Genomic DNA, 21,834 nt, shown 5'->3' on the forward strand with positions numbered 1-21,834 from the left:
AACGGAGACGAGCCGTCGGCTCGTCTCCGCATTCCTGTTCATTCGTTGATTAATCCAGCCTTGATCAGCAACCGGTACAGAAGCACGGTCGTCTCCGCGCGGGTTAACGACTTCCGCGGACGCAACTCGTCTCCGTTACCCTTCATTAAACCTTCGGAAATGGCCGTCCGGATCGAATCGCTCGCCCAGTTGCCGATTTGATCGCGGTCGGAGTAGGCTTCTAAGTCTACTTGCGCCCCTGCATTTCTTGTTGCCGATGAGATGTCGGCCAGTCGCAGCGCCCGAACGATCATGACGATCGCTTCTTGTCGCGACACTTCCCGATTCGGGCCGAACGTTCCGTCCTTGAACCCATCCATCAATCCGTACGCTTTAACCGCCGCGGCGCGCCGCTGTACCAGTTCGACCGGCCGACGTCCAGGAAGCTTGCCTGACCTCCGCCTTCCGGCAATCCCAGAGCTCTTGCTAGCAGCGCAGCGAATTCGGCCCGAGTAACCTCGGCATCGGGATCGAACCGCCCTCCGTCTACGCCTTGTACGATCAATCGGCTATTCATTTCGCTGATTTCGTTAGCGGCCCAGTGTCCTTGAACGTCCGCGAATAGAGACTGCTTGGAAACAACCGCAAAGACGCCGTTCGTGAGACTCCGAATCACCGCGGCCCGACGACCGTCCACTAAGGCAAACTCCGTCGGCACCGGACGCGCTCCAAGCTTCTCGTCCCATACGACGACCGTCGATGTCGTATGATCGTCAGCTTCCGTCGGTAAATAAATGACCCTTTCCACATAATGGCCAAAGCTAGCAATCTCTCTTTTCTCGCCATGATCGATGATATGCACGTTAAAATGAACCGGATTCCCGACTAGCCGGAAACCGCCTTTATTCGCCGCATCCCGCAGACCGGCAATTCCCCCGGCTTCGCCGAACGCGATCGTTACTTGAGCTTCCGCGGCTGTCGTCCAATCCGTCTTCCGGCTTATGACCTCGTCTAGAGGCAAGCGATACTGGCCTTGCCGAGTTTTTAATAGAATCGTAGCTCCCTCTTCCGGAAGGAGCGAAATGGCGTCGCCGGGAAGGCGAAGCGCGATTAAGCCCGCTTCATCCTCGATCGAGATCGAGAGATTCGCTTTGGCCGTTGCGGAAGATGAGAGCACCTTCTTAAGAACTTCGCTATCCAACAGTACGTCGATGGATTTGACTCCGTCCGCGCCAGTTCGCAAAGCGGCAACTCCGGACACTTCTGTATCGTTGATCCGAATCGCAATCGTATTGGATGGCGATGGGTTTGATGGGCTTGATGGACTTGTGCCGTTTGAAGGGCTAGACGGCCCGGGATTCGTGCTTGCCGCGGAACGGTTTACGTTAAGCGTGTACTTTTTCACGGTACCATCCTGCGCTTTGACATTGACCTCGAACGCGTTATTGCCCGTTGCCAGCGGATACTCGCCGGTAATCGAATTCGCGGTCGCCCGCATTCCGTTCACGGAGACGATAGAATAGCTATCCGAGGTTGCCAACAACATTTTCAATCCGGTTACCGAATGGGTTACCTGAATGTTATAGTCCGTTGTCCCCGAATCAAAGGCGAAATTTACCGTCCCGCCCGTTCCCATGAGCTGCCAGTCGGCCAAGTTCGCATTGTTGCTCATGGGAACGATATTCCGGACTTCGATCAAGCTCACGTTCGCGTTGCCCGCCGTATCTACCGCATAGACGGAATAAATCCCGTTCTCCTGAACGGTAAAACGATCGGCGATCGCCACTCCTTGTGTATCGAAATACGAAACGGCACGGCTTCCCGGCGCCCACTTAATAGAAGAAAGGCTATTGAAGTGCCCGTATACCGACGCGGTTACGGTAACCGTCACGTTGCCGAAGGTAGGGGCGATAGGATTTGCTTGCAGTACGATTCTAGGAGGCTGATCGTACGTAAACGCTACATTCACGGTCTGGATTAAAGTTAGACCGGTTGTTGCTTCCTTCGCGGAATAGGTCACGTTCTCCGCCGCCGTATTGCTCACCGTAAATAACGCTAAGCCGTCCGCATCTGTCACGTCGTATACGGCTTGTATGACCGAGCTTCCTCCATTGGCTTGAAGCAGCACCCGCTTGCCTGCGATCGGGTGGTCGTAATCGTCCTTGAGCTTAACGAAGATCGATGCTTTGCCGGCTCCGTCCGCACGAACGACAAGGTCGCTTGCGGTAACCGTGGAGCGCTGCGCGCTTACGTCGCCAAGGAGAAATTCCACGCTGGCCGTCGGCGCAATCGGATTGCCATCGACGCTGGCGCTGATCGTCGCGATACCTAACGTTGTAGGGGCCGTCAGCGTTGCCGTATACGTGCCGTTACCGTTGTCCGTTACGCCGCTAACCGTTCCAAGCGTTGACGTAATGCCAACCATCGCTCCCCCGGCCGTCTGCGCATTACCCAGAGCGTCGATCAACTTCACCGAGATCGTCGTCTGGCTTGTCCCATCGGCGGTCAGCGTTGCATCGCCCGCTTGGATCGTGCTGTTCGCCGTCGACGCGCGCCCACTACGAACTGCATGCTGACCGTCCCCGCTATCGCGCTTCCGCCGATAGTTGCGCCGATCGTCGCCGTCCCTGTCGTCGTCGGAGACGTAAGCGTCGCCGCGTACGTACCGTTGTTGTTATCCGTTACGGCGCTAACCGTGCCGAGCGTAGACGTAATGCCTACCGTCGCTCCTCCGGTTGAGATCGCATTGCCCTGGGCGTCGATCAACTTCACGCCGATCGTCGTCTGGCTTGTCCCATCTGCGGTCAAAGTCGCGGAGCCAGCCTGAATCGTACTGTTCGCCGTCGACGGAGTTCCCGGCACGAACTGCACGGTGGCCGTCCCCGTTATCGCGCTGCCTCCAACGCTGGCGTTGATCGTCGCCGTCCCTGTCGTCGTCGGAGACATTAGCGTCGCCGCGTACGTACCGTTGTTGTTATCCGTTACGGCGCTAACCGTGCCGAGCGTAGACGTAATGCCTACCGTCGCTCCTCCGGTTGAGATCGCATTGCCCTGGGCGTCGATCAACTTCACGCCGATCGTCGTCTGGCTTGTCCCATCTGCGGTCAAAGTCGCGGAGCCAGCCTGAATCGTACTGTTCGCCGTCGACGGAGTTCCCGGCACGAACTGCACGCTGGCCGTCCCCGTTATCGCGCTGCCTCCAACGCTGGCGTTGACCGTCGCCGTCCCTGTCGTCGTCGAAGACATTAGCGTCGCCGTATACGTGCCGTTGTTGTTGTCCGTTACGGCGCTGACCGTGCCGAGCGTCGATGTAATGACTACCGTCGCTCCTCCGGTCATTATCGTATTCCCATTCGCGTCCTTCAATCGTACGGTTACCGTTTGGCTTGTCCCATCGCGTCAGCGTCGCGTTGCCCGCTTGAATCGTGCTGTTCGCCGTCGACGGCGCTCCCGGTACGAACTGCACGCTAGCCGTCGACCGATCGCGCTACCGCCTACGGTTGCACTGATCGTCGCCGTACCTGTCGTCATCGGAGCCGTGAGCGTCGCCGTATACGTACCGTTGTTATTGTCCGTTACTGCGCTGACCGTGCCCAGCGTCGAAGCGATGCCTACCGTCGCTCCTCCGGTGCGATCGCATTGCCCTGGGCGTCGATCAACTTCACGCCGATCGTCGTCTGGCTTGTCCCATCGGCGATTAGCGTCGCGGCGCCAGCCTGTATCGTACTGTTCGCCGTCGACGCGCTCCAGGCACGAACTGCACGCTAGCCGTCCCCGTTATCGCGCTACCGCCTACGGTTGCACTGATCGTCGCCGTACCTGTCGTCGTCGGAGCCGTGAGCGTCGCCGTATACGTACCGTTGTTATTGTCCGTTACTGCGCTGACCGTGCCCAGCGTCGAAGCGATCGCTACCGTAGCTCCTCCGGTCGTAATCGCATTCCCATACGCGTCTTTCAATCGTACGGTTACCGTCGTCTGGCTTGTTCCGTTCGCGGTCAACGTCGCGTTGCCCGATTGGACCGTGCTGTGCGCCGTCGACGGCGCACCTGCTACAAACTGCACGCTAGCTGTCGACGTAATTGGGCTGCCGCCAACGCTGGCGCCGATCGTCGCCGTGCCTGTCGTCGTCGGAGCCGTGAGCGTCGCCGTATACGTGCCGTTATTGTTGTCCGTAACGGCGCTGACTGTGCCTAAAGTCGAGGTAATGACCACCGACGATCCTCCGGTCGCCCAATCCGTTCCTTGCGCGTCTTTCATTTGTACGGTTACCGTCGTCTGGCTGACGCCATCCGCTACCAGACTGGATTGCGCGCTTGAAACCCGACTCTCGGCCGGGGATAAGGAGTAATCCGGGATCGTATATGTCTTGAAGGCGAAATCTCTCCCGGCAGCCGACGAGGATCCTCTTGGATACGTATCGGCAGAACTCAAATACCAACCGAATCCGGCAGGACTCCCAGACTCCGTGGAAGCTACCATTCGATACACGGTATTCTTCTTCAAGTAAGGTGATGTCCCGGAAAAATCGATCGATACCCAGCCTGCGCCGAACGTCGCCAACTGCGCGGTCGCAAGAGGCGTCGAAAGATTGCTTTCCTGATAGATACTCACCTTAAGGGCGCCGGTTGTGCCGAAGGAATCGAAGATATTCAGATCAATCCCGCTGAGATTACCGGCAAACGCCGGGGTAAAGGTTTGAAATCTCGGGTAATCGGCATTCACGAATACATTGCCGGTGCCACTCGCGTTCTCTTGATCCAAAACCGCCGAACCCGCAGCGTAAACGGATCGACCGGGCAACCACCCTAAAACAATCACGATGCTAAGAACAATTGCGATCCATAGGTTCAAAGCTTTCATCATTTCCTCCATTCTTGGCTTCGCTTCCGCATGAACGAAACTTAGCGCTCTAAATTTTAATAACCCCCGCATAAGTAATCCCTGCGACAACTATCCCCGCCAGGACGAAAATACCGAAAAACCATTTCGTAAATTTAAGGCCTACTCCCGGACCGTCCCACCATAACTTACCGTAGATAATAGCCCCGAGAAGCATGACGCTTAGAAAAGCAATGCCGGCATTATACATCGTTATCCACCTATCCCTCTCAAAATTTAGCTTTTTTCACACTTTTAATCTATTTAATTATTAGTAAGATAAAATAACTCTTTATCCTGCGCCATACCCATAAAGGGATATCTTTGTTCGAAATGAGGCATTAAACGCCTAAAAAATAACTGCTCCATACCTCCTTGGAGGTATGGAATCTTTAGCGAATCGGTTTTATGATAAGCGATAGATTTCGCGCGAAGCTGCAAGGTTGGCAAATAACCTCTTTAATAGGGATGCCTCTTTCCGTTAAAATAATTGACATAAAATGTAGTCAGAGGTGTTCGGAAATGAAAGAAGCCGGAATAACGCTCAGAGAATTTATGAACGGACAAGCGTACATGAAGCCGGATGCTTTCCTTATCCTTGCTAGAGCGATTGCGGCCAGCGTCGGGAAACTTCATCAGCAACAATTCATACACCTCGATTTGCGGCCTGAGCGGATATTCGTTTCAGCGAATGGGACGGACGCTAGCTTGATAGATTCCGGCCACGCGGCGCGTCGATCGGACGACGGCTACGTCCGATCGTCCGTCTACGGCATTCCCGACGCAGGCCTGCCTTATTGCTCGCCCGAAAATACGGGCAGGATGCTCCGTACCGCGGACGAGCGCAGCGATCTATATTCTTTAGGCGTACTTTTCTATGAAATGCTCTCCGGACGCCTTCCTTTTCTAGCCGACAATCCTCTCGAATGGGTGTACCTGCATCTGACGCAATCCCCGGCACCGCTAACGAACGAAGGAACGCGATTACCCGACGGTCTGGAATCCATCGTCATGAAGCTTTTGGAGAAAAATCCGGATAGCCGTTATCAGAACGCCGGTTTTCTAATCGCCGATTTAGATAAAATCGGACGCGCCCACGATACTTTTTTCATGGAACCCGGATTTCACGGCAGAGAGCTTGAAATTTCAATGCTCACTCAAGCCTTTTATTCCGCTTGCTTCGGATCTACGGAAATGGTCTACGTTTCGGGAGATGCCGGAATCGGCAAAACGAGCTTAATAGAAGAGATCTTTCGAAAACAAAGGCATTCGCGGGATTTTTACTATATCGCCGGCAAGTTCGAGCAAATCTCGAACGAAAGCCCCTATCACCCTATTATTCAGGCCTTTCGCGGGTTAATGCGCCATTTGCTCGGCGAGCGGAAGGATCAAACCGAGCAATGGAGACTCAAACTGCAAGAAGCTCTCGGCGCCAATGCCGACCTCATTACGACGATCATCCCCGAAGCCGGGCATATATTGGGCAACACGCCGGCTGCGGAGGAACTGCCGGCCAATGAATCGAAGAAACGGTTCTTTTACGTTTTCCGCAAATTCGTGCAGGCGCTGGCTTCCAAAGAGTATCCCATCGTCCTCTTCATCGATGATTTGCAATGGGCGAACTCTTCGTCCCTGCAATTGATTCAAGCCTTGTTATCCGATCCGGAATGCCAATATCTCATGTTCGTCTGCGCCTATCGCCATACGGAAACGGATCGGAGCAAGCTTCCGGGGTACGAAACGGACGGAAGCGTCACGGATCAAGCGGTTGTCCGTCACATTCATCTGTCGCCGCTCGGCATGGAGCAAATGAACCTGATCGTGATGGAGACGCTGAATAGCGATGCCGACTCTACGCTTATCTTGACGGAGCTGTTATACCGCAGATCCGGCGGCAATCCGTTTCATTTCAAACAGATCCTGCTCCGCTTACAGGATGACAACATTCTGCTATACAATCATGAAAAACGATGCTGGCAATGGAACTTGGGACAGATCATCGAGCAGGAACCTAGTTATGCCATCCATGATTTAATGGAACGCAGATTGCAACGTTTCTCGAATCAAGCGCAGGAACTGCTCAAAGCGGCCGCCTGCGTGGGGAGCACGTTTCACCTCGATCTCATCTCTTCCGTCGCGAGCCTCGATAGAGACGAACTCGTCTCCGAGTGGTTCCTTATTGAAGCCGAAGGGATGGTTGTGCCTCATGATACCGGGATTTATCGTTTTGCTCACGATAACATCCAGAAGCTGATCTATAATCAAATAGATGATCAATCGAAACAAGACATCCATATCCGAATAGGCAGATGCCTGCTCGGATCGGATATCGGGATCGGAGAAAGCTCGTTCGACGCCGTTAACCATCTTAATAAAGGCTCGAAGACGATTAAAGACGAACGCGAGCTAAGACAGCTGGTCAATTTGAATTCGGAAGCCGGAAAACGCGCCAAGGCCTCCTCCGCATACGATATTGCTCTGGGATATTTCGCAAAAGGCGCGGAGCTGCTGTCAGACAAAGACTGGGACACGGAGTTCGAGTTTTGTTTCGAGCTGCATGCCCAGAAAGCAGAATGCGAATATTTGTGCGGCAATTCCGATCCGTATGAACGGGAAATCGAATTATTGCTTGACCGTGCCCGCAATCCTGTCGAACGCAGCCGGGTGCAAATGATCCGAATTATGCAGCACATTAATCAAGGCAGATATTTAGAGGGGACGGCACTAGGCATTGAAAGCCTGAGAGAGCATCACGTTATCATTTCGCCCAATCCGGGAAACTTAACGCTCTGGATAGAGGTCAAGCGAATCGAGATCTTGCTTCGCAATAAGCATGACAAACTCGCCCATTTGGAGGAAATGTCGGACAAAGATCGCATTGCCGCGATGAACCTGATTTTCTCGATTACACCCTCCACCTTTTTTACCGATAAGAAGGTCTTCATCCTGCTGATGTGCAGAGCCATTCAACTGTCGCTTAAACATGGGAACACCCCCGCTTCCGCGACCGTCTATTCCGCATTCGGCATGCTTCTGGGGACCGGGTTCGGCAAATTCGATCAAGGTTATGCCATGGGCAAGATCGGCGTGGAGCTATCCGAGCGCTATAATAGCGCCTCGATTAAAAGCAGAACCTATACGATATTCGGCGCGGTTCTCTGCCAATTTGCCGGGAATAACCGCGATGTGGACGATTATCTAAGTAAAGCGCTCCGTTGCGGCATGGATTCGGGAGATTATGTTTTTGCCAGTTACGCCATGGGAGCGCACGTCAATTCCTTGTACGCAAGAGCGTCTTTAAGCGAATTGTCCAAAAAAATCGCGGACTACATGGCGGTGCTGGATACGACGAAAGATGAATTCGTAAGGCAGAACTTTTACCTGTATCAGCAAGTTATTCTCGCCTTGAAAGGCGGAACGGCCGCTCCCGGCTCGTTCAGCAGCCCCGGCTTCGACGAAGATGAATTTATACAACGGATTCGCGAAGAGGAAACCTCGGCCACCACTCTATTTCAATATTGCACCTACAAGACTCAGCTTTACTATTTGCTGGGCAACTATGAGGAGGCCGTCCGATGGGCCGAGCAAGCCAAGCCCTATGAGGCATACGCTACTCATTTGCCTCATTTGCCGGAATGCCTGTTTTATGAATCGCTTGCCTCATTGGCCGCACGCCAAACGTCCGGGGAAAGTTCATCCGTAAGCAAAAGCTTGCAACGAGGCATTCGGCGATTCATTAAATGGACGCAGTGGAGCCCGGACAAATATCGGGCAAAGCAATACCTGCTTGAAGCCGAATTTGCGCGCGCGATCGGCGAATTCGGGGCCGCCGAGGAGGGGTACGATAAAGCGATCCGCGAGGCCAGGGAGCACGGCGATATCCATGTCATTAGCCTAGCCGGCGAACTAGCCGCTAGCCACTATACGGGAAGCAACAGGAGAAAGACGGCTTTGCATTATTTGCATCTTGCCGTTGAAGGATTCAGACAATGGGATGTTTACTTGAAAACCTCTCAATTGGAGAGGCTGGTGTTGGATGTACAATTTCAAGAGAATACCGCGCTAACGTCTGTAAGAACGCAATCGCCGGCAAGCCGAACGGCTGCCGAGCTGGAGATCGCGGCCGCGGGCTTTCAGGGCGAACCCCGTTCCGCGGACAGCATGGATCTCGCCGCGATTCTCAGAACGACCCAAGCGATCACGAATCAGATGGACATGGATACCGTGCTGGCGGAAATCATGAACACCATTATGAAGCATGCGGGCGCAAGCAAGGGAGCTCTGCTCACGAACACGAACGATGACGCGCTCACTATACAGGCGTACGCGGATTCGGAGGAGCAGGCCGCCGTCCGGTTCCCCATGGAATTGTACGAAAGCCTTCTTTTGCCGGAAGGAATCATTCGATACGTCTTTCGCACGCACGAGGCCGTCCATTATGCCGGAGGAGAAGAAAGCTGGCTGATTCATAACCCCTATATGGCCAAACACCGCCCGCAATCGGCCCTGTGCATCCCCGTAACCGTTCACGGCATGATGCTGGGCGTTCTGTATCTTGAGAATAAAAGGACAAGCGGCGTGTTCGCGAATGATCGCATGGAAGTTCTGCTCGCGATGGCTTCGCAAGGAATCATGATGTGCGTGCTGCAGAGCTCGTCCGAACCGATAGATACGGAACCGGGAATGGAGGAACATACGCAAGATGCTCCTTCCAGCGCGATGGAGGAGCCGCTAACGGACCGCGAACTGGAAGTCCTCGCATTATTGGCTGCCGGATTGTCCAACAAAGAAATTGCCGATCGCCTGATTATTGCCATAGGTACGGTGAAGGTACACGTCAAAAATATTTTCGCCAAGCTGAAGGTCAATCGGCGCTTCAAAGCGATCGAGCAAGCCAAGGAACTGAAACTGATTGGTCGGAATTCTTGAATAATAAAAGGAAACAGCGGCAGACCGGGACAGAAAATAAAGTCCTGGATCTACCGCTGTTTTATTTACTTATTCAGTTCAAGATGCAGTAGAGGATACGGGCGTCCCGAAGGGTCTAGTTCCGATCGTCCCGTCCGAATAAATCCATAACGTTGGTAGAACGCGTACGCTCCCTCATTTTGCTCGTTCACGTCAACTTTGAGCTTAGAGCCTTTTATAGTTTCGGCATGTCCGATTAATCGGCTGCCTATCCCTTTCCCATGGTAATCCGGGTCGACGAATAACATCTCTATTGTCGTTCCATCAAGTCCAATAAACCCTAACGGTTGTTTGCTTTCATTCAGTTCCATCCAAATCTCAACTTCTCTTAGCGCGCCGTTTCGAACCATCCGATGATAAAACTGCATATCCTGTTCCGTCAAAAAGGTATGGGTATGACGTACGGCCCGGTACCAGATATCCACTAATTGTTCGTGATTTTCATCCTGATAGGAGATAATTTCATTTAGCACAGTTATCCTCCGTCCTTCTTCTTTACTTTGCTTACCGACTTGTTCAGGCGCTCTAAAGCGATTCCGAAGCTTGGCTGACCCATGACGCCAGTTGCTTGGAATCAAACGTATCCCCTTTTCGCAGCTTCAGCGTTTTTCTTTCCGGGGGGCCGTCGAACATGCTTTCCGGCAATTCCAAAGCGGCTGCGTTAAAGATCGTAAAGCTGACCGCGTCTTTCGATGTCGAGACGACCGCGGCGTATTTGCCGTTTTTCAAAAAATGGGGTTTCTTATACTGAATACGTTCATGAACATCCGGAACGGCCTGATGGACAACCTCGCGCAGACGGGTTGCCAGTTCTCCCTGCCATGGTTCTTTTAACGCTTCGATAAAATCGGTTACTTCTTGGTTCATTCTCATACTCTCCTTTATGTACGTTGAGTTTTATTTTTTAACATGTAGAGTTGGTCTCGCAAATCGGCTTCCAATGCCCGCGTTCTAGGCTCCCGCAAGGAATCCGAATTCTCTTCGAGTCTCCGCAGTTCGATCTCGCACTCTCCGCGGCCCGCCGGAACCGGCATTCGAAGCGCCCAACCCACGGCTTCGTCCTCCGTCTTCGCATCGATCAGAATATATTCCGCCATGAGCTCATGATCTGCCGGAAAAGGGCCTGCTTGTATGTCCGGCTCTCCGCCGTGCGTTGGATACGTTATCCTTATCCCGGTCGAGCTTGGCTGAAGCTCCTCCGCGGCAAGAAGCGCGCCGGCCTTGGCCAAAGACTTTTTGTACGCTGCCTTTGCATCGTTGTGCTCCCGGCTTTGATGGATTCCGGACTCCGAATACCCTGTCGCTTTGACAATCAGCATATAACGCATTCTTGGTTCCCTCCTAGAATATTCCGGACTGGCATTCGGCCGCCCGGTTTAATAAAAGCGTTCGTTCACGCTCATTAAGGGTCATGGATGCGGCGCGTTCAAATTCCATTCGTGCTTCATCGTATCGTCCCAGCTTGGCCAGAAGATCGCCGCGAACGCTCGGCAGCAGATGGTATCCTTGCAAGGAGCGTTCGGCAATCAGACCGTCGACGATCTCCAGCCCGAAAGCCGGACCGAACGCCATGGCTATGGCGACCGCTCGGTTTAATTCGACGATCGGCGAAGGCGTTACTCTCGATAATGCTTCGTATAGAGCCGCAATTCGGATCCAATCCGTCTCCGCCGCGGTCGGTGCCTGCGCGTGGCAAGCCGAAATCGCGGCCTGCAACGCGTACGGCCCAAGGGGACGGCCGAGCTTCCGGCTGCGCTCCAGCGCGGCCAAGCCGCGGCGGATCAGCAGCCGATCCCACTGCGCCCGGTTTTGATCCATGAGAAGGACGGGTTCCCCCTTGGAATTAACCCGGGTTTTAAACCGCGAAGATTGAATCTCCATAAGAGCAACCAACCCGTGAACTTCCGGTTCATGAGGAGCGATCTCGGCGAGAACGCGGCCCAGCCTCAGGGCCTCCTGACAGAGCAGCGGACGGATCCAGTGCTCCCCGGAGGTCGCCGAATATCCTTCGTTGAACATGAGGTAGATCACCTCAAGCACCGCGGACAATCGATCTTTGAGTTCCTTCCCCGCAGGCACCTCAAAAGGAACCTTCTCGGCGCTCAGAGTTCTCTTGGCCCGGACGATTCGCTGGGCAATCGTTGATTCCGCGGCTAGGAAAGAACGCGCGATTTCCTCCGTCGTTAGCCCGCACAACAGGCGAAGCGTCAGGGCGACTCTGGCGTCCTGCGATAACACCGGATGGCAAGTCATGAAGATCAGGCGAAGGAGATCGTCGCCGATTTCCCCGTCCAAAGCCTGATCTACGTCATCCTCCGTATATAAGTCCATGCCGTGGGCGATTTCTACGTACTTCTGATCCCTTAGCTTGTTCCGGCGTATGAGGTCGATCGCGCGCCGCTTCGCGGCCGTCATGAGCCAGGCGCCCGGATTGTCCGGAATGCCGGTCTCCGGCCAACGTTCAAGGGCAATGACCAAAGCATCCTGGGCAAGATCCTCCGCGACGCCGACATCCCGTACCATTCGCGTTAACCCCGCGATAAGCTTGGCGGACTCCATTCGCCAGATCGCATCGACGGTTCGGTGAGCATGGGGCAGACTCACGCCTTTTTCTGCTCCTCAAGCCGTTTGCGAAGATCGGCTTCTTTCGCTAACGATTCCGGATTATCCATTAAGTCTTCCGCCTCGAACACTTGTCTGAGCTCGATCTCGCCCTGTCCGAATCCATGGGGATCGGGCATGCGCATAGCCCATTCAATGGCTTCTTCCCTGGATTTGACTTCAATGAGCGTATATCCCGCGATCATTTCTTTGGCCTCCGTAAACGGACCGTCAATAACCTTCGGTTTGCCGCCGGGTTCCGGATAGGATATCCGGATTCCGTTCGAGCTGGGCTGTAATCCATCGGCAGCGAGCAACACTCCGGCTTTCACTAATTCCTCGTTGTATTTCTGCATGGCTTCTATAAGCTCCTGGCTGGGCATAACTCCTGCCTCTGAGTCTGTAGTCGCTTTAACGATCATCATAAATCTCATATTGTGAACCCTCCTATTTTATGGCGAAGCTTCTTCAGATTAGAGATTACCCGCGAAGAATGCCGTAAGCTCCGATGAAATGATTTTCGTATCGAGTTTCTTCGTATGGCCAAGTCCCTTTTTGCTCAATAATCGCGCATTCGGCAGTACGTTTGCCAGTGCCTGGGCACCATGACGCAGTCCAATCGGACTTTCCGTTCCTTCGAGCACCAGCGTTGGCATCTTTACCGCGCTCCACGATTCGGCGGGCAACGGCTTTCCGTCCATGTAGCCGTCCAACAAAGCCGCATCGTAGGGGAGCGTGTGAGCAACGGCCATGAGCTTAGGCCACACGCCCGGCATAATCCGCATCAAGCCGACTACGAATGAAGGAGCACCCATGCCCTTGGTCATAAAGTACTTGACGGCATCCGCCCGATTATTCGCGGCGATGAGCGCCGTAACTTCCCGAACGAAATTTTGCGGAGGCTTGTGACCCTCGGTATTGACGACGAACGGAGGCTCGTGCAAGGCCAATTTCGTAATATTTAAGCCTCTTGCCGCCGCTTGCAGAGCAAGCACCGCCCCTGAAGATAGACCCCAAACATAGGCTGATCCGCCTGCTTCATCCATCATTGCCTGAAGATCCTCTATCTCGCGCTCTATGGCATAGGGCTGCGCGTCTCCGCTATCGCCGCGGCCTCGACGGTCGTAGTTGTAGACCGTGAAGCGCTCCGACAAACGTTTCGCCAGCTGCACCTGCCCGGGAAATTTCCGGTAGCTGAACGCACCCGCTACGAGGATGAGCGGCGGTCCTTGGCCCGTTTTGTCGTAAGCAATCTTTGTACCGTCTTTTGAAGTGGCTAACTGCATCGTATCTCTCCTTTGCCGTTATAGTAAATCGTTAAGCTATTGTTTCAAGCTTCTATTATGACGACGAACCGTCTACCGCAAAATCGACGCATCCGCGAAAAAATATTTTTGATTCTTTCTCATTATTATCACGTAACAATTAAATATAGTAAACCGAGTCCCACGGCTCCATGGGTTAGACTAGCCCGGCACTAGAAACAGCGCAACCCAGGACGAGAAAAATAAGGTCCTAGACTGCCGCTGTTTTATTGAACTATCGTTTTCCGTCAGCTAACCGATCAATAAATCTATCTATTTGCAGCGAATTGCGTTACTTGACTTCGTTCAGGCGCTCTTCCAGACGATCCCAAGTTTCGGTGATCCCCTGCATCATGCCCATGTCGATGACGGTTTTAAGCGCATCTGCAGACACGTATTCACCGCGGTTAACCAGCTTCGTCTTCCCATCCAGATCGATGAATTCTAAAGACACCACGGTCGAAGGCATAGTCTCGTTCGTATTGCCTTCGGCATCCGAGAAGTAATCGGTGTAGACGATCTTCTCCGGCTCGGCAATTTCCTTATATACGGCTTTGCCCCAAGATTCCATGCCGTAAAATTGACCTTGGTTCCGATCGACGCATTTCATGCAGTAGTGCCAAACGCCGTCCGGCTGAAAATCGACGGTGCAAACGGTGAGCTCCCAGCCTCTAGGTCCCCACCAATGCTTAAGATGCTCAGGTTCTTTGAACATCTGGAACACGAGATCGCGCGGCGCGTCGAACACGCGCTCCAATACCAGTACCCGCTCGTTCTCTACTCTCGAAACCATTTTGTTGTTAGACATTGTAATTCCTCCTATATATGATGTTATGATTTTTCCTTGTTTTGCAGCTCTCGCAAGTAGCCATCCAATCTGTCGAATCTCTCTTCCGTAATGCGCCGAAAGGACTGCACCCACGAATCCAGCGCTTCGAACGGTTCGGGCCGGAGCTTGTAAATTCTGCGGTTAGCTTCGGCTTGTACTTCCACGATCCTGCTCTCGCTGAGCACCTTCAAATGCTTCGAGGCTTGCGGCTGGCGAAGCCCCAGCCGGTCGGCGATTTCCCCCACGGTCAGAGGCCCGTCGCGCAACAGTTCGACAATGTCCATACGATTCGGTTCGGCCAATGCGCTCAGCGTCGTCATGTCCATGCCCGGAATCTTCTTCGACATGTCGCTCACCTCGTTAAGTAATGGTTTCTGTGTATTATCTCATCCCCTTCATCGCCATGATCATCTTCTTGATGATTTGAATATACCTTATAAGGAATATTCCTGTCAAGGAATATTTTAATCAAACCATCCGACAGGCATAGGAAAAGAAAATGGAGACGACGATAGATTATCGTAACTATTCCGTAAAAGAGCCGTCTATAGAGAAAGGGGTGATTATCATTGCGAAAGCTTCTCGCGATCATTGCGCTCGGATTTGTTTTGTTAGGATGCGAAAGTAAATCAAGCCCGCATCCGGAGAGCGCGCCGCCTGTAATCATTGATACGGCTGTCGCTCGTTTTACTGATTTCGTCGGCAATCCGGATAAGGTAAATGTTTCTGCCAAGCTCTCTCGGGAACAGGCATTATCCGCCGCTACCGATTACCGCCCCATGACGGGAAAATGGTTTGAAGGGGAGAACGGATTTAATCTTATTGCTTCCTACACTTCCGAAGAAACCGAAGCAGGAAGTAAGGTAGGAGCGGCTCTAGGTCAAATTCCCGAAGGGCGGTCTGCTCGTTTTCAAATCACAAGCCGGGACAAAGACGGAAAACGGCTTCAACTGATAACAGAGTACGTGGCCGACATCAAAAATACGCTCGATGGACGTCTTGACTTTTCATACAACATCCCGGAACAGCCGAACGCAAACTATCTCCTCAGCATAGAAATCGTCTCTCCCGAGGGCGTTGTCGAAGACACGATGATCGCGCCCATTTTCGTCCCCCCGAACGAACTCAACGCTCGCCTAACCGTAAAACAACCGATTGACGGATCCGACCAAACGGAACTAATTCTTTATAATGCCGGTCCAACCGATCTGTATTTTGGATATGGCTATGGGATTTATCAAAAAGTTTCCGAAGGGTGGAAGCTTTTACCCGACGATAGTGCCGTTCCGGCAATCGGGTTCCGTTTACAACCCGGCCAATCGCACCGCGAAGAGGTTAGGTTTCCCCGGAAGCTTGAACCCGGAAATTATCGGATCGTAAAGCAGATCGAAGGATACATGACCGACTTATCAGTAAAACTAGCTGCGGAAATTAAGGTATAAGTATTCCTCCAGCTTCTATTTTCCGCATCGTTCGCCCTTCAAGGAACTGCCCCCAATAAAAGAAACAGCGGCAGCCATGGACGGAAAAAAGTCCTAGACTGCCGCTGTTTTATTGTACTAACGTTCTCCGTTAGCTTAATAAACGATGCAACAAAGTGAATCGAACTTCAACCTTTCCATTCTGGCGCACGCAGGATCCCTCTATAGAAAAATTCATATCTTAATCAACAAGCTTTTGTTTTACTTTTCTCCAAAATCCTTCATTCCTCCGATTGATATGCTTCTCATTGTAAATCAGCAGACTGTAGGAGGACCACAGCGTAGATGTTCGAATGATTGCATAGGTGCCGAGGGCGATCAGAACGACGAAAACCGGATAATATGGGACCAAGACGCCCTCAGAGATCCCTTTTCTCTCTAGTGCAAATGCCATTCCTCCTACAGCAACCATACTAGCCCCGACGACGATGATCGCTGTATACTTACCCTTCAACCGATTCATACGTTCCGTCAATTGCTTTACGTAACCCTGATCCAACAGAAGAGCTTCTTTCGCCAGCACATGGTACCGCTCCTCATCCTTCAGTATAGCTGCCACGAGTGAAACGATGCCTCCTGCTGCCAACAAAATGATAAGGAAGGAATAACCGACGGGCTCCTGTCTAAGCATCAGATATGGCAAGCTAGCCAGAATGAGCAAGCACACGCCTAACGCAATACGGTTGGACGACTTATGCTGGTGGCTCAAATATCCTTCCGCCATTTCTTGGCTGACATAATAACCACGCTCTTCACGGCTTCCCTTCTCCTCGGTCTCCTTCAACAAATAATCGATGGATACCTCGAATAAGTTTCCGATCATAAGCAGCTTTTCCGTTTCAGGAAATCCTTGTCCGTTCTCCCATTTGCTTACTGCCTGTCTGGTTGTGCTAAGTCTCTCAGCTAAAGCTTCCTGGGAATACCCTTTTTCTTTTCGTAGTTGCAACAATTTTTCGCTAAATGACATAGGCTTGCTCTCCTTTGCTCGATACTAATTGAATTATAGAAAAACAAAGGATTCGATACTATATTTTTAAGGTTGCGTTTGCGCCGCTTGGAGTTGCATATGGGTTTTTATTGTAGAAAAAACGTAGGTCATTGGGTTCTAGACTGCCCCACTGCTTCATTAGACTAATCTGCCCTATAGCTTAATGAGGCCACGACATTCTACCCTTTATTTTCTCCGTCTACAACTTTATTTTCTTTGGACAGCAGCCAATCTATACTCTGCTTTCAATTGATCCAATTTCTCATTAAATTTATTTCTAGCCTCACTGCCTATAGACGAAACCAAAGATTGAAGCTTTCCATCTCCGTAAACAGATTCTTCAGTTACATCCAATACGTTCAGCCAGTCCTTTATCTCTTCAAAACAGGAATAGGGAATAAAAATCTTATGCAGCAGTACTTGAACATCACTGTAATAATCCAAAGGTGCAACTTGGCTCCCATGGATAGTAAAATTGCCGGACTGTCTACAGATGCGGCGATCAATTGGGCTGCCTAAAACACAGAATGGCATCATGAAACGAGATTCAACGTCTTCATCAAGATATCGCTTAAAATGATCATATACATTATCCTTCGCAATATTAATTACTTCAGTAAAAGGTTTCTCTGAATTGTTCCAGATGTGCTCCCCAACATGTGCATTTACCTTTTTGGGATCCATTACAAAAACAGAAGCTCCGTATCGACTAAACGAGTTTCTATTAAAGTCATTAATCGCCTCGTCTACCGGTATTATCATTTTGGGATCAATGTTGCTTTGGGTTGCAAAGAATAAAGCAATTAGCGGATCGGTAGACCAATCCAAAAGCGTAGTAGGCACGCCATAATGCTGGGCTAAGAAATACCACTCAAGATCGTTCTTAGGCTCTGCTCTTAAATATTCCCCTAAGTAAGTTATTGCTAGTTCCTTAAACTTTTGCAACATAGTCGGAAATGGTAATATAGCCACAGCTTCCCCTCTAGCGGCTCCTCCATGTGGGTCCATGGGTCTGCCAAACTGATCAGCTATCGCATAGTTATCCCTTATGGCTGACGGAACCAACCGTTGCCATGCCTTTGATTGTCCACGGAACCATACTGTTTCTTCCTCGGATTTAATTTTTTTAACTACATCCAGATATCCCTGAAAGCTTTTTATTTTATGCTTTTTAAAGCCAACATTAGGGTTCTCGGACATTCAAAGCACCTCCTTATTATTACTTGCTTTTAATGCCATAACTAGACAACAAAGTCGGAGCCCCGAGGATTTCGGGCTCCGACTTTGTTATGGGTTGCTATAAGTCCCAGCGGCTTAAGGTTCAATCCCCCATACGAGAGTTCCGTTCTGGAAGAGAGTTACATGATCCCAATTGGCATAGGCGGTTTTCGTCGGGTCGAACGAGTAGTCGTTCGATTCGTTGAAGTTCGACCAGTCCGACTTGGACATGCGCAACTGAATGTCGCCGGTCTGCCCGCCCGCCGCGATCGAGCCCGCGCCGGAGGAGAAGCTGAGCTCCACGTACGTGTCCGTCACCGTCCGTTGGACGTTCTCCCCGCCGATTTGCGCCCAATCTATCCAGGTGTTGACGGATGCGCTGCCGTCTCTGGAGAAGTAGTAACGGAGCTTCAGCGTGCTCAGGTCAACGGCGCTCGTATCGTTGTTTTTGATATTGAAATGCGGCTTGATTTGGTTGTCGGCCGCGTTCGTGTCAGCCGCTCTGTACTGTACGGCCAAGCTCGTGCCGCCGTTCGCCGAATCGGTCGCGACCGTTATCGCGTTGCTTGCCGCCGACACGTTGCCGGCCCCGTCTCTCGCCTTCACCGTAAAGGTATAGCTGGTTGCCGCTGTTAAGCCCGTCACCGTAAATACTGTTCCGCTCGTTGAACCGGCTTGCGTCGCACCGTTATAGATCATGTATTCCGTTACGCCGATATTGTCGGTCGACGCCCCCCACTGCAGCGATACCGTTTGGCTAGTGCGACCTGTCGAGCTCAGGTTGGCTGGAGCCGAAGGTGCTACGGTATCGTTGCTTGTCGAATCGCTCACTGCAATGGCTAGCGAGGCAGAGGCTCCGGCGCTGAACAGGAACGTCAAGTTCGTCGTGCCTACGGGTTGCTGGGCAAGATAACTCTTCTTCAGCGTGATCGCGTTGCCGAAAACGGTGTAGTCCGTTCCGGCGGCAAGGGAAACCGTGCCGTTCTTGATCCCGGAAAACGTGTTTCCGTTCAGCGTCAGGGTCACCGGAACGTCCGCCTGCATGGCGGTATTTTTGTCAAAGGCGGCTGTATTCGGACTTATCGTCGAGTTGTTGTTAGCGTTGCCGCTCCCGGTCGCAAATGCTGCCACGAACACCAATCCGGAATTCCAATAAACGGTATGCTCGTTCGTAGTCCATTCTTGGAAATTATCCGTATAGTTTTTCGCTGCGAATCTTGAGATCTGGTTGCCGGTATTCACATCGTTGGAGAATCTATTCGGTCCTCCTACCAGGTACCCCTTGGGTACCCCCTGCAAGCCATCCGTTCTGAACATGACGCTGAACGGATACTTTACGCTATTGTCGCCATACCCCGACACAAAAGATATGCCTACGGGATTTGCGCCGAGTATCCAGTCTAATTGACTATATGTGATGTCATTAATAATCTCGAGGTTATTTGCATAGGTCCCTAGCAATTTTGTACCAATAATCATTTCCATCGGTACATCTGCAAACTGCATGGTTATCCCCCAAATATAGTGACCGTTTCTCACAATGCTATTCCATGCGCTTTCATTGTATCTGTTCACTTTGTCATTGAACCATTGCTCGTATTTAGTAGTATACCAGCTTACAACCGCAGGATTCTTATTGGCAGCCTTTAGATAACTGAAGAAGCCGGTATTAAAGGTATCCCCCCAACTGCTTGCAAATTCATTTGCATCCTCGAAAAATTTCCCCATTTTCGTGTAATTTGCAACGAAATAGTTATTATATTTTGCATCGCCAGTCGTTCGGTAAAGGGAACCTGCGGCCCAAAGCCGGTTGGAAGCGTCATCCGTCACATCATAGGGCCACCTGCCCGTGTTGGGAGTACCGATAAGCTCCGGATGTGCCTCCAGATAACCCCATGCGTCTATTGCCGCGTCTAAACAACTCTGAGCGAAAGCCGGATCGATAGTTTGATAAATCAAGTAGGCATGGGCCAATACGGCGGCTGCGGTAGCCGTATCGGCGGTAGTTTTGATGTTTGTTCTTGGACTTACCGTATCTGCGTCGATAACCTCTCTATCGACTAAATTATCGTCATCCTGAAAAGTTACTCGCGCATAGAATCCGCCGCTTGCAGCATCCTGCATTTTGAGCATCCATTCCAGTTCCCACCTTGCTTCATCCAGGATATCAGGAATTCCATTCCCGCTCTCAGGAATATTAAACTGATTGTCCGTGAATTTCTCAGGCATAATTTCATATGCCCAGAAAAGATCTGACAAAGCTTTGGCGCCGGCGTTTACGTACTTGCCTTTATCGCCCGCATCATACCAGCCTTTCGATACGTCTTTTATGATCGAAGGATTGGACATTAAAGGCACCGCGGTATCGGGCGTGAAATCGGTTCTCTGATAATTTTGAGTATACGGACTGGTAATATTTATTCCTGTCCTTTGGTAATAAAAATACCTCGCAACGTCGACCAAGAATGGTTCGTATATCGCATTGGCATTGCCGATCGTGAATTTCGGCGAATTCTGAAGTCCTTGCACTGCAATATAATAGGTTCCCGGAACTTGTAAACTAGTAAAATCGGCCGTAAAGATTCTCTCGCCGCTGTCGACGGCATCGTAATTCTTTTTCAACACAAGCGTTCCCGTAAAAGCCGTAGAGTGATTTTCCGCATTAATCACGTTAAACGAAGTATTCTCATCGACCATGAGAACATCCTCAAAACCTGTAACAAGCGCCTGTTTTTCAACGTGAATCGGATACCCGGCCTGATTTACCTTGATGGGGTGATACTCCCTCTCCTTATCCGGCGATGTAACCTTAATATCGTTAAACCAGACTGTTAATGGGTTCATACCGTCATTTTTGATGGATAACGCATCGACCGAAGAAGGATAAATTCCTTGGGAAACTTGCATGACATCTTTCAACGGTATTTTCACATGGGTCCAACCGGTCGTAACATGGATATAGTTTTTGATATTTACGGTTGTGGTAATTTCATTGCCGGCAGCCCTTTCGAACACCCTGTCTTTAAAACCGAGCAGAAAGGATTCTCCGCCTGCTTGCCCTTAATGTTAAACTCAAGAAAACCGTTGGCATAATAAGGCGTGAAGTCGTATGCTTTCCACCCGGCTACGGTGATCAAAGCGTTATACCAGGACGGATTGGAAACAGTCATCGTATTTAATTTTAATGAAGGCAATCCATTTAACGTAACGGAATTATCGACTGGGAGTTTCCCATTTTGCGTCTCCAATCCAAACCCGCTGTCGCCGGCCCAGCCATCCGATGTCGTACTGAATATACGGTAATCCAGCAAGTTTCTCCACCCTGCAGGCGCTTCGGGAGTAGAAGCGTTAGCGTTGAGCGGAAAAGATAAAAATGTTGTAACCAACACGGTAAAAGCAAGAATCAAACTTATTTTCTTTCTCATTATCGTTCACTCCTTTAATAAAATATTCCTTTTCCCGCGGACCAGAGAAGCAAGATCATCGCTATGGACGGCTCAAACAAAGATTAGAAAGATAATCACCTCCTTAATTGCCAGGCCGTTGTCATAAAAAAAGGGCTGTCCCTCAAGTCATTTAATGACCAT

The 21,834-nt window shown here is 51.3% G+C and carries 19 protein-coding genes and 2 pseudogenes; 2 read left to right on the plus strand and 19 right to left on the minus strand.

Going from position 1 to position 21,834, the window contains the following annotated elements; genetic code table 11:
- Nucleotides 1–38 precede the first annotated feature (38 nt).
- The 7 genes and pseudogenes from FPL14_RS10045 to FPL14_RS10070 all read right to left on the minus strand — a co-directional run bounded on the left by FPL14_RS10045 (nt 39) and on the right by FPL14_RS10070 (nt 5,069).
- A complete protein-coding gene (locus FPL14_RS10045) occupies nt 39–359 on the minus strand; it encodes an S-layer homology domain-containing protein (RefSeq protein ID WP_182303932.1) in 321 nt (106 codons plus the stop codon).
- Nucleotides 359–2,509, minus strand: coding sequence for an invasin domain 3-containing protein (locus FPL14_RS10050; RefSeq protein ID WP_324617928.1), 2,151 nt, complete (start codon nt 2,507–2,509; stop codon nt 359–361). The genes FPL14_RS10045 and FPL14_RS10050 overlap by 1 nt, the downstream gene beginning before the upstream one ends.
- A complete protein-coding gene (locus tag FPL14_RS10055) occupies nt 2,485–3,150 on the minus strand; it encodes an Ig-like domain-containing protein (protein ID WP_267875434.1) in 666 nt (221 codons plus the stop codon). The genes FPL14_RS10050 and FPL14_RS10055 overlap by 25 nt, the downstream gene beginning before the upstream one ends.
- Nucleotides 3,145–3,363 (minus strand): annotated as a pseudogene (locus tag FPL14_RS30295) (Ig-like domain-containing protein); the annotation flags it as partial. The gene FPL14_RS10055 and the pseudogene FPL14_RS30295, both read right to left, overlap by 6 nt.
- Nucleotides 3,364–3,378: 15 nt before the next feature.
- Entirely contained in the window at nt 3,379–3,729 is a 351-nt protein-coding gene (locus FPL14_RS30740) for an Ig-like domain-containing protein (RefSeq protein ID WP_182303933.1), read from the minus strand.
- Entirely contained in the window at nt 3,677–4,912 is a 1,236-nt protein-coding gene (locus tag FPL14_RS10065; RefSeq protein WP_182302849.1) for an Ig-like domain-containing protein, read from the minus strand. The genes FPL14_RS30740 and FPL14_RS10065 overlap by 53 nt, the downstream gene beginning before the upstream one ends.
- On the minus strand, nt 4,890–5,069 hold the full coding sequence (locus FPL14_RS10070; RefSeq protein WP_182302850.1) for a hypothetical protein: 180 nt from the start codon (nt 5,067–5,069) through the stop codon (nt 4,890–4,892). Before FPL14_RS10070 ends, FPL14_RS10065 begins: the two co-directional genes overlap by 23 nt.
- A gap of 311 nt (nt 5,070–5,380) precedes the next feature.
- Between FPL14_RS10070 and FPL14_RS10075 the strand changes: the two genes are divergently transcribed.
- Complete coding sequence (locus tag FPL14_RS10075) at nt 5,381–9,787, plus strand: AAA family ATPase (RefSeq protein WP_324617894.1); 4,407 nt, start codon at nt 5,381–5,383, stop codon at nt 9,785–9,787.
- Nucleotides 9,788–9,852: 65 nt separating this feature from the next.
- Here FPL14_RS10075 and FPL14_RS10080 read toward each other — a convergent pair whose 3' ends face one another.
- The 8 genes from FPL14_RS10080 to FPL14_RS10115 all read right to left on the minus strand — a co-directional run bounded on the left by FPL14_RS10080 (nt 9,853) and on the right by FPL14_RS10115 (nt 14,907).
- The gene (locus FPL14_RS10080; RefSeq protein WP_182302851.1) at nt 9,853–10,299 is read right to left on the minus strand and encodes an acetyltransferase; all 447 of its coding nucleotides are present in this window, start codon (nt 10,297–10,299) and stop codon (nt 9,853–9,855) included.
- A 52-nt stretch (nt 10,300–10,351) separates the two neighbouring features.
- The gene (locus FPL14_RS10085) at nt 10,352–10,693 is read right to left on the minus strand and encodes a DUF1801 domain-containing protein (protein WP_182302852.1); all 342 of its coding nucleotides are present in this window, start codon (nt 10,691–10,693) and stop codon (nt 10,352–10,354) included.
- 14 nt (nt 10,694–10,707) lie between these two features.
- Nucleotides 10,708–11,154 carry a YciI family protein gene (locus tag FPL14_RS10090; protein WP_182302853.1) on the minus strand — a complete coding sequence of 149 codons (447 nt, stop codon included), beginning with the start codon at nt 11,152–11,154 and terminating at the stop codon, nt 10,708–10,710.
- A gap of 13 nt (nt 11,155–11,167) precedes the next feature.
- On the minus strand, nt 11,168–12,385 hold the full coding sequence (locus FPL14_RS10095) for an RNA polymerase sigma factor (protein WP_407644667.1): 1,218 nt from the start codon (nt 12,383–12,385) through the stop codon (nt 11,168–11,170).
- 41 nt (nt 12,386–12,426) lie between these two features.
- A complete protein-coding gene (locus tag FPL14_RS10100; RefSeq protein ID WP_182302855.1) occupies nt 12,427–12,861 on the minus strand; it encodes a YciI family protein in 435 nt (144 codons plus the stop codon).
- A 39-nt stretch (nt 12,862–12,900) separates the two neighbouring features.
- Nucleotides 12,901–13,713 (minus strand): alpha/beta fold hydrolase, encoded by an 813-nt coding sequence (locus tag FPL14_RS10105; protein ID WP_182302856.1) that lies wholly within the window; start codon nt 13,711–13,713, stop codon nt 12,901–12,903.
- Between the two features lie 310 nt (nt 13,714–14,023).
- The gene (locus tag FPL14_RS10110; protein ID WP_182302857.1) at nt 14,024–14,539 is read right to left on the minus strand and encodes an SRPBCC domain-containing protein; all 516 of its coding nucleotides are present in this window, start codon (nt 14,537–14,539) and stop codon (nt 14,024–14,026) included.
- A 23-nt stretch (nt 14,540–14,562) separates the two neighbouring features.
- Nucleotides 14,563–14,907, minus strand: coding sequence for an ArsR/SmtB family transcription factor (locus tag FPL14_RS10115; RefSeq protein WP_182302858.1), 345 nt, complete (start codon nt 14,905–14,907; stop codon nt 14,563–14,565).
- 222 nt (nt 14,908–15,129) lie between these two features.
- On the opposite strand from FPL14_RS10115, the gene FPL14_RS10120 reads away from it, so the two are divergent.
- Nucleotides 15,130–16,002, plus strand: a complete 873-nt coding sequence (locus FPL14_RS10120; protein WP_182302859.1) for an immunoglobulin-like domain-containing protein — start codon at nt 15,130–15,132, stop codon at nt 16,000–16,002.
- Between the two features lie 220 nt (nt 16,003–16,222).
- Here the strand turns inward: FPL14_RS10120 and FPL14_RS10125 are convergent, their stop codons facing one another.
- The 4 genes and pseudogenes from FPL14_RS10125 to FPL14_RS10140 all read right to left on the minus strand — a co-directional run.
- Nucleotides 16,223–17,008 (minus strand): helix-turn-helix domain-containing protein, encoded by a 786-nt coding sequence (locus tag FPL14_RS10125; protein WP_182302860.1) that lies wholly within the window; start codon nt 17,006–17,008, stop codon nt 16,223–16,225.
- Between the two features lie 228 nt (nt 17,009–17,236).
- Entirely contained in the window at nt 17,237–18,229 is a 993-nt protein-coding gene (locus tag FPL14_RS10130; RefSeq protein WP_182302861.1) for an FRG domain-containing protein, read from the minus strand.
- Between the two features lie 114 nt (nt 18,230–18,343).
- A complete protein-coding gene (locus FPL14_RS10135; RefSeq protein WP_407644668.1) occupies nt 18,344–21,091 on the minus strand; it encodes a glycoside hydrolase family 9 protein in 2,748 nt (915 codons plus the stop codon).
- Nucleotides 21,092–21,106: 15 nt separating this feature from the next.
- Nucleotides 21,107–21,672 (minus strand): annotated as a pseudogene (locus FPL14_RS10140) (hypothetical protein); the annotation flags it as partial.
- Between the last annotated feature and the right edge of the window lie 162 nt (nt 21,673–21,834).

Source organism: Cohnella cholangitidis, from assembly GCF_014107495.1.
Taxonomy (GTDB): domain Bacteria; phylum Bacillota; class Bacilli; order Paenibacillales; family Paenibacillaceae; genus Cohnella; species Cohnella cholangitidis.

Excerpts from the sequence above, each read along its gene's own strand:
- FPL14_RS10045 (WP_182303932.1), bottom strand. The coding sequence starts at position 359 with ATGGATGGGTTCAAGGACGGAACGTTCGGCCCGAATCGGGAAGTGTCG.
- FPL14_RS10065 (WP_182302849.1), bottom strand. The coding sequence starts at position 4,912 with ATGCGGGGGTTATTAAAATTTAGAGCGCTAAGTTTCGTTCATGCGGAA.
- FPL14_RS10070 (WP_182302850.1), bottom strand. The coding sequence starts at position 5,069 with ATGTATAATGCCGGCATTGCTTTTCTAAGCGTCATGCTTCTCGGGGCT.
- FPL14_RS10075 (WP_324617894.1), top strand. The coding sequence starts at position 5,381 with ATGAAAGAAGCCGGAATAACGCTCAGAGAATTTATGAACGGACAAGCG.
- FPL14_RS10085 (WP_182302852.1), bottom strand. The coding sequence starts at position 10,693 with ATGAACCAAGAAGTAACCGATTTTATCGAAGCGTTAAAAGAACCATGG.
- FPL14_RS10090 (WP_182302853.1), bottom strand. The coding sequence starts at position 11,154 with ATGCGTTATATGCTGATTGTCAAAGCGACAGGGTATTCGGAGTCCGGA.
- FPL14_RS10095 (WP_407644667.1), bottom strand. The coding sequence starts at position 12,385 with ATGGAGTCCGCCAAGCTTATCGCGGGGTTAACGCGAATGGTACGGGAT.
- FPL14_RS10100 (WP_182302855.1), bottom strand. The coding sequence starts at position 12,861 with ATGAGATTTATGATGATCGTTAAAGCGACTACAGACTCAGAGGCAGGA.
- FPL14_RS10105 (WP_182302856.1), bottom strand. The coding sequence starts at position 13,713 with ATGCAGTTAGCCACTTCAAAAGACGGTACAAAGATTGCTTACGACAAA.
- FPL14_RS10110 (WP_182302857.1), bottom strand. The coding sequence starts at position 14,539 with ATGTCTAACAACAAAATGGTTTCGAGAGTAGAGAACGAGCGGGTACTG.
- FPL14_RS10115 (WP_182302858.1), bottom strand. The coding sequence starts at position 14,907 with ATGTCGAAGAAGATTCCGGGCATGGACATGACGACGCTGAGCGCATTG.
- FPL14_RS10125 (WP_182302860.1), bottom strand. The coding sequence starts at position 17,008 with ATGTCATTTAGCGAAAAATTGTTGCAACTACGAAAAGAAAAAGGGTAT.
- FPL14_RS10130 (WP_182302861.1), bottom strand. The coding sequence starts at position 18,229 with ATGTCCGAGAACCCTAATGTTGGCTTTAAAAAGCATAAAATAAAAAGC.
- FPL14_RS10135 (WP_407644668.1), bottom strand. The coding sequence starts at position 21,091 with ATGAACCCATTAACAGTCTGGTTTAACGATATTAAGGTTACATCGCCG.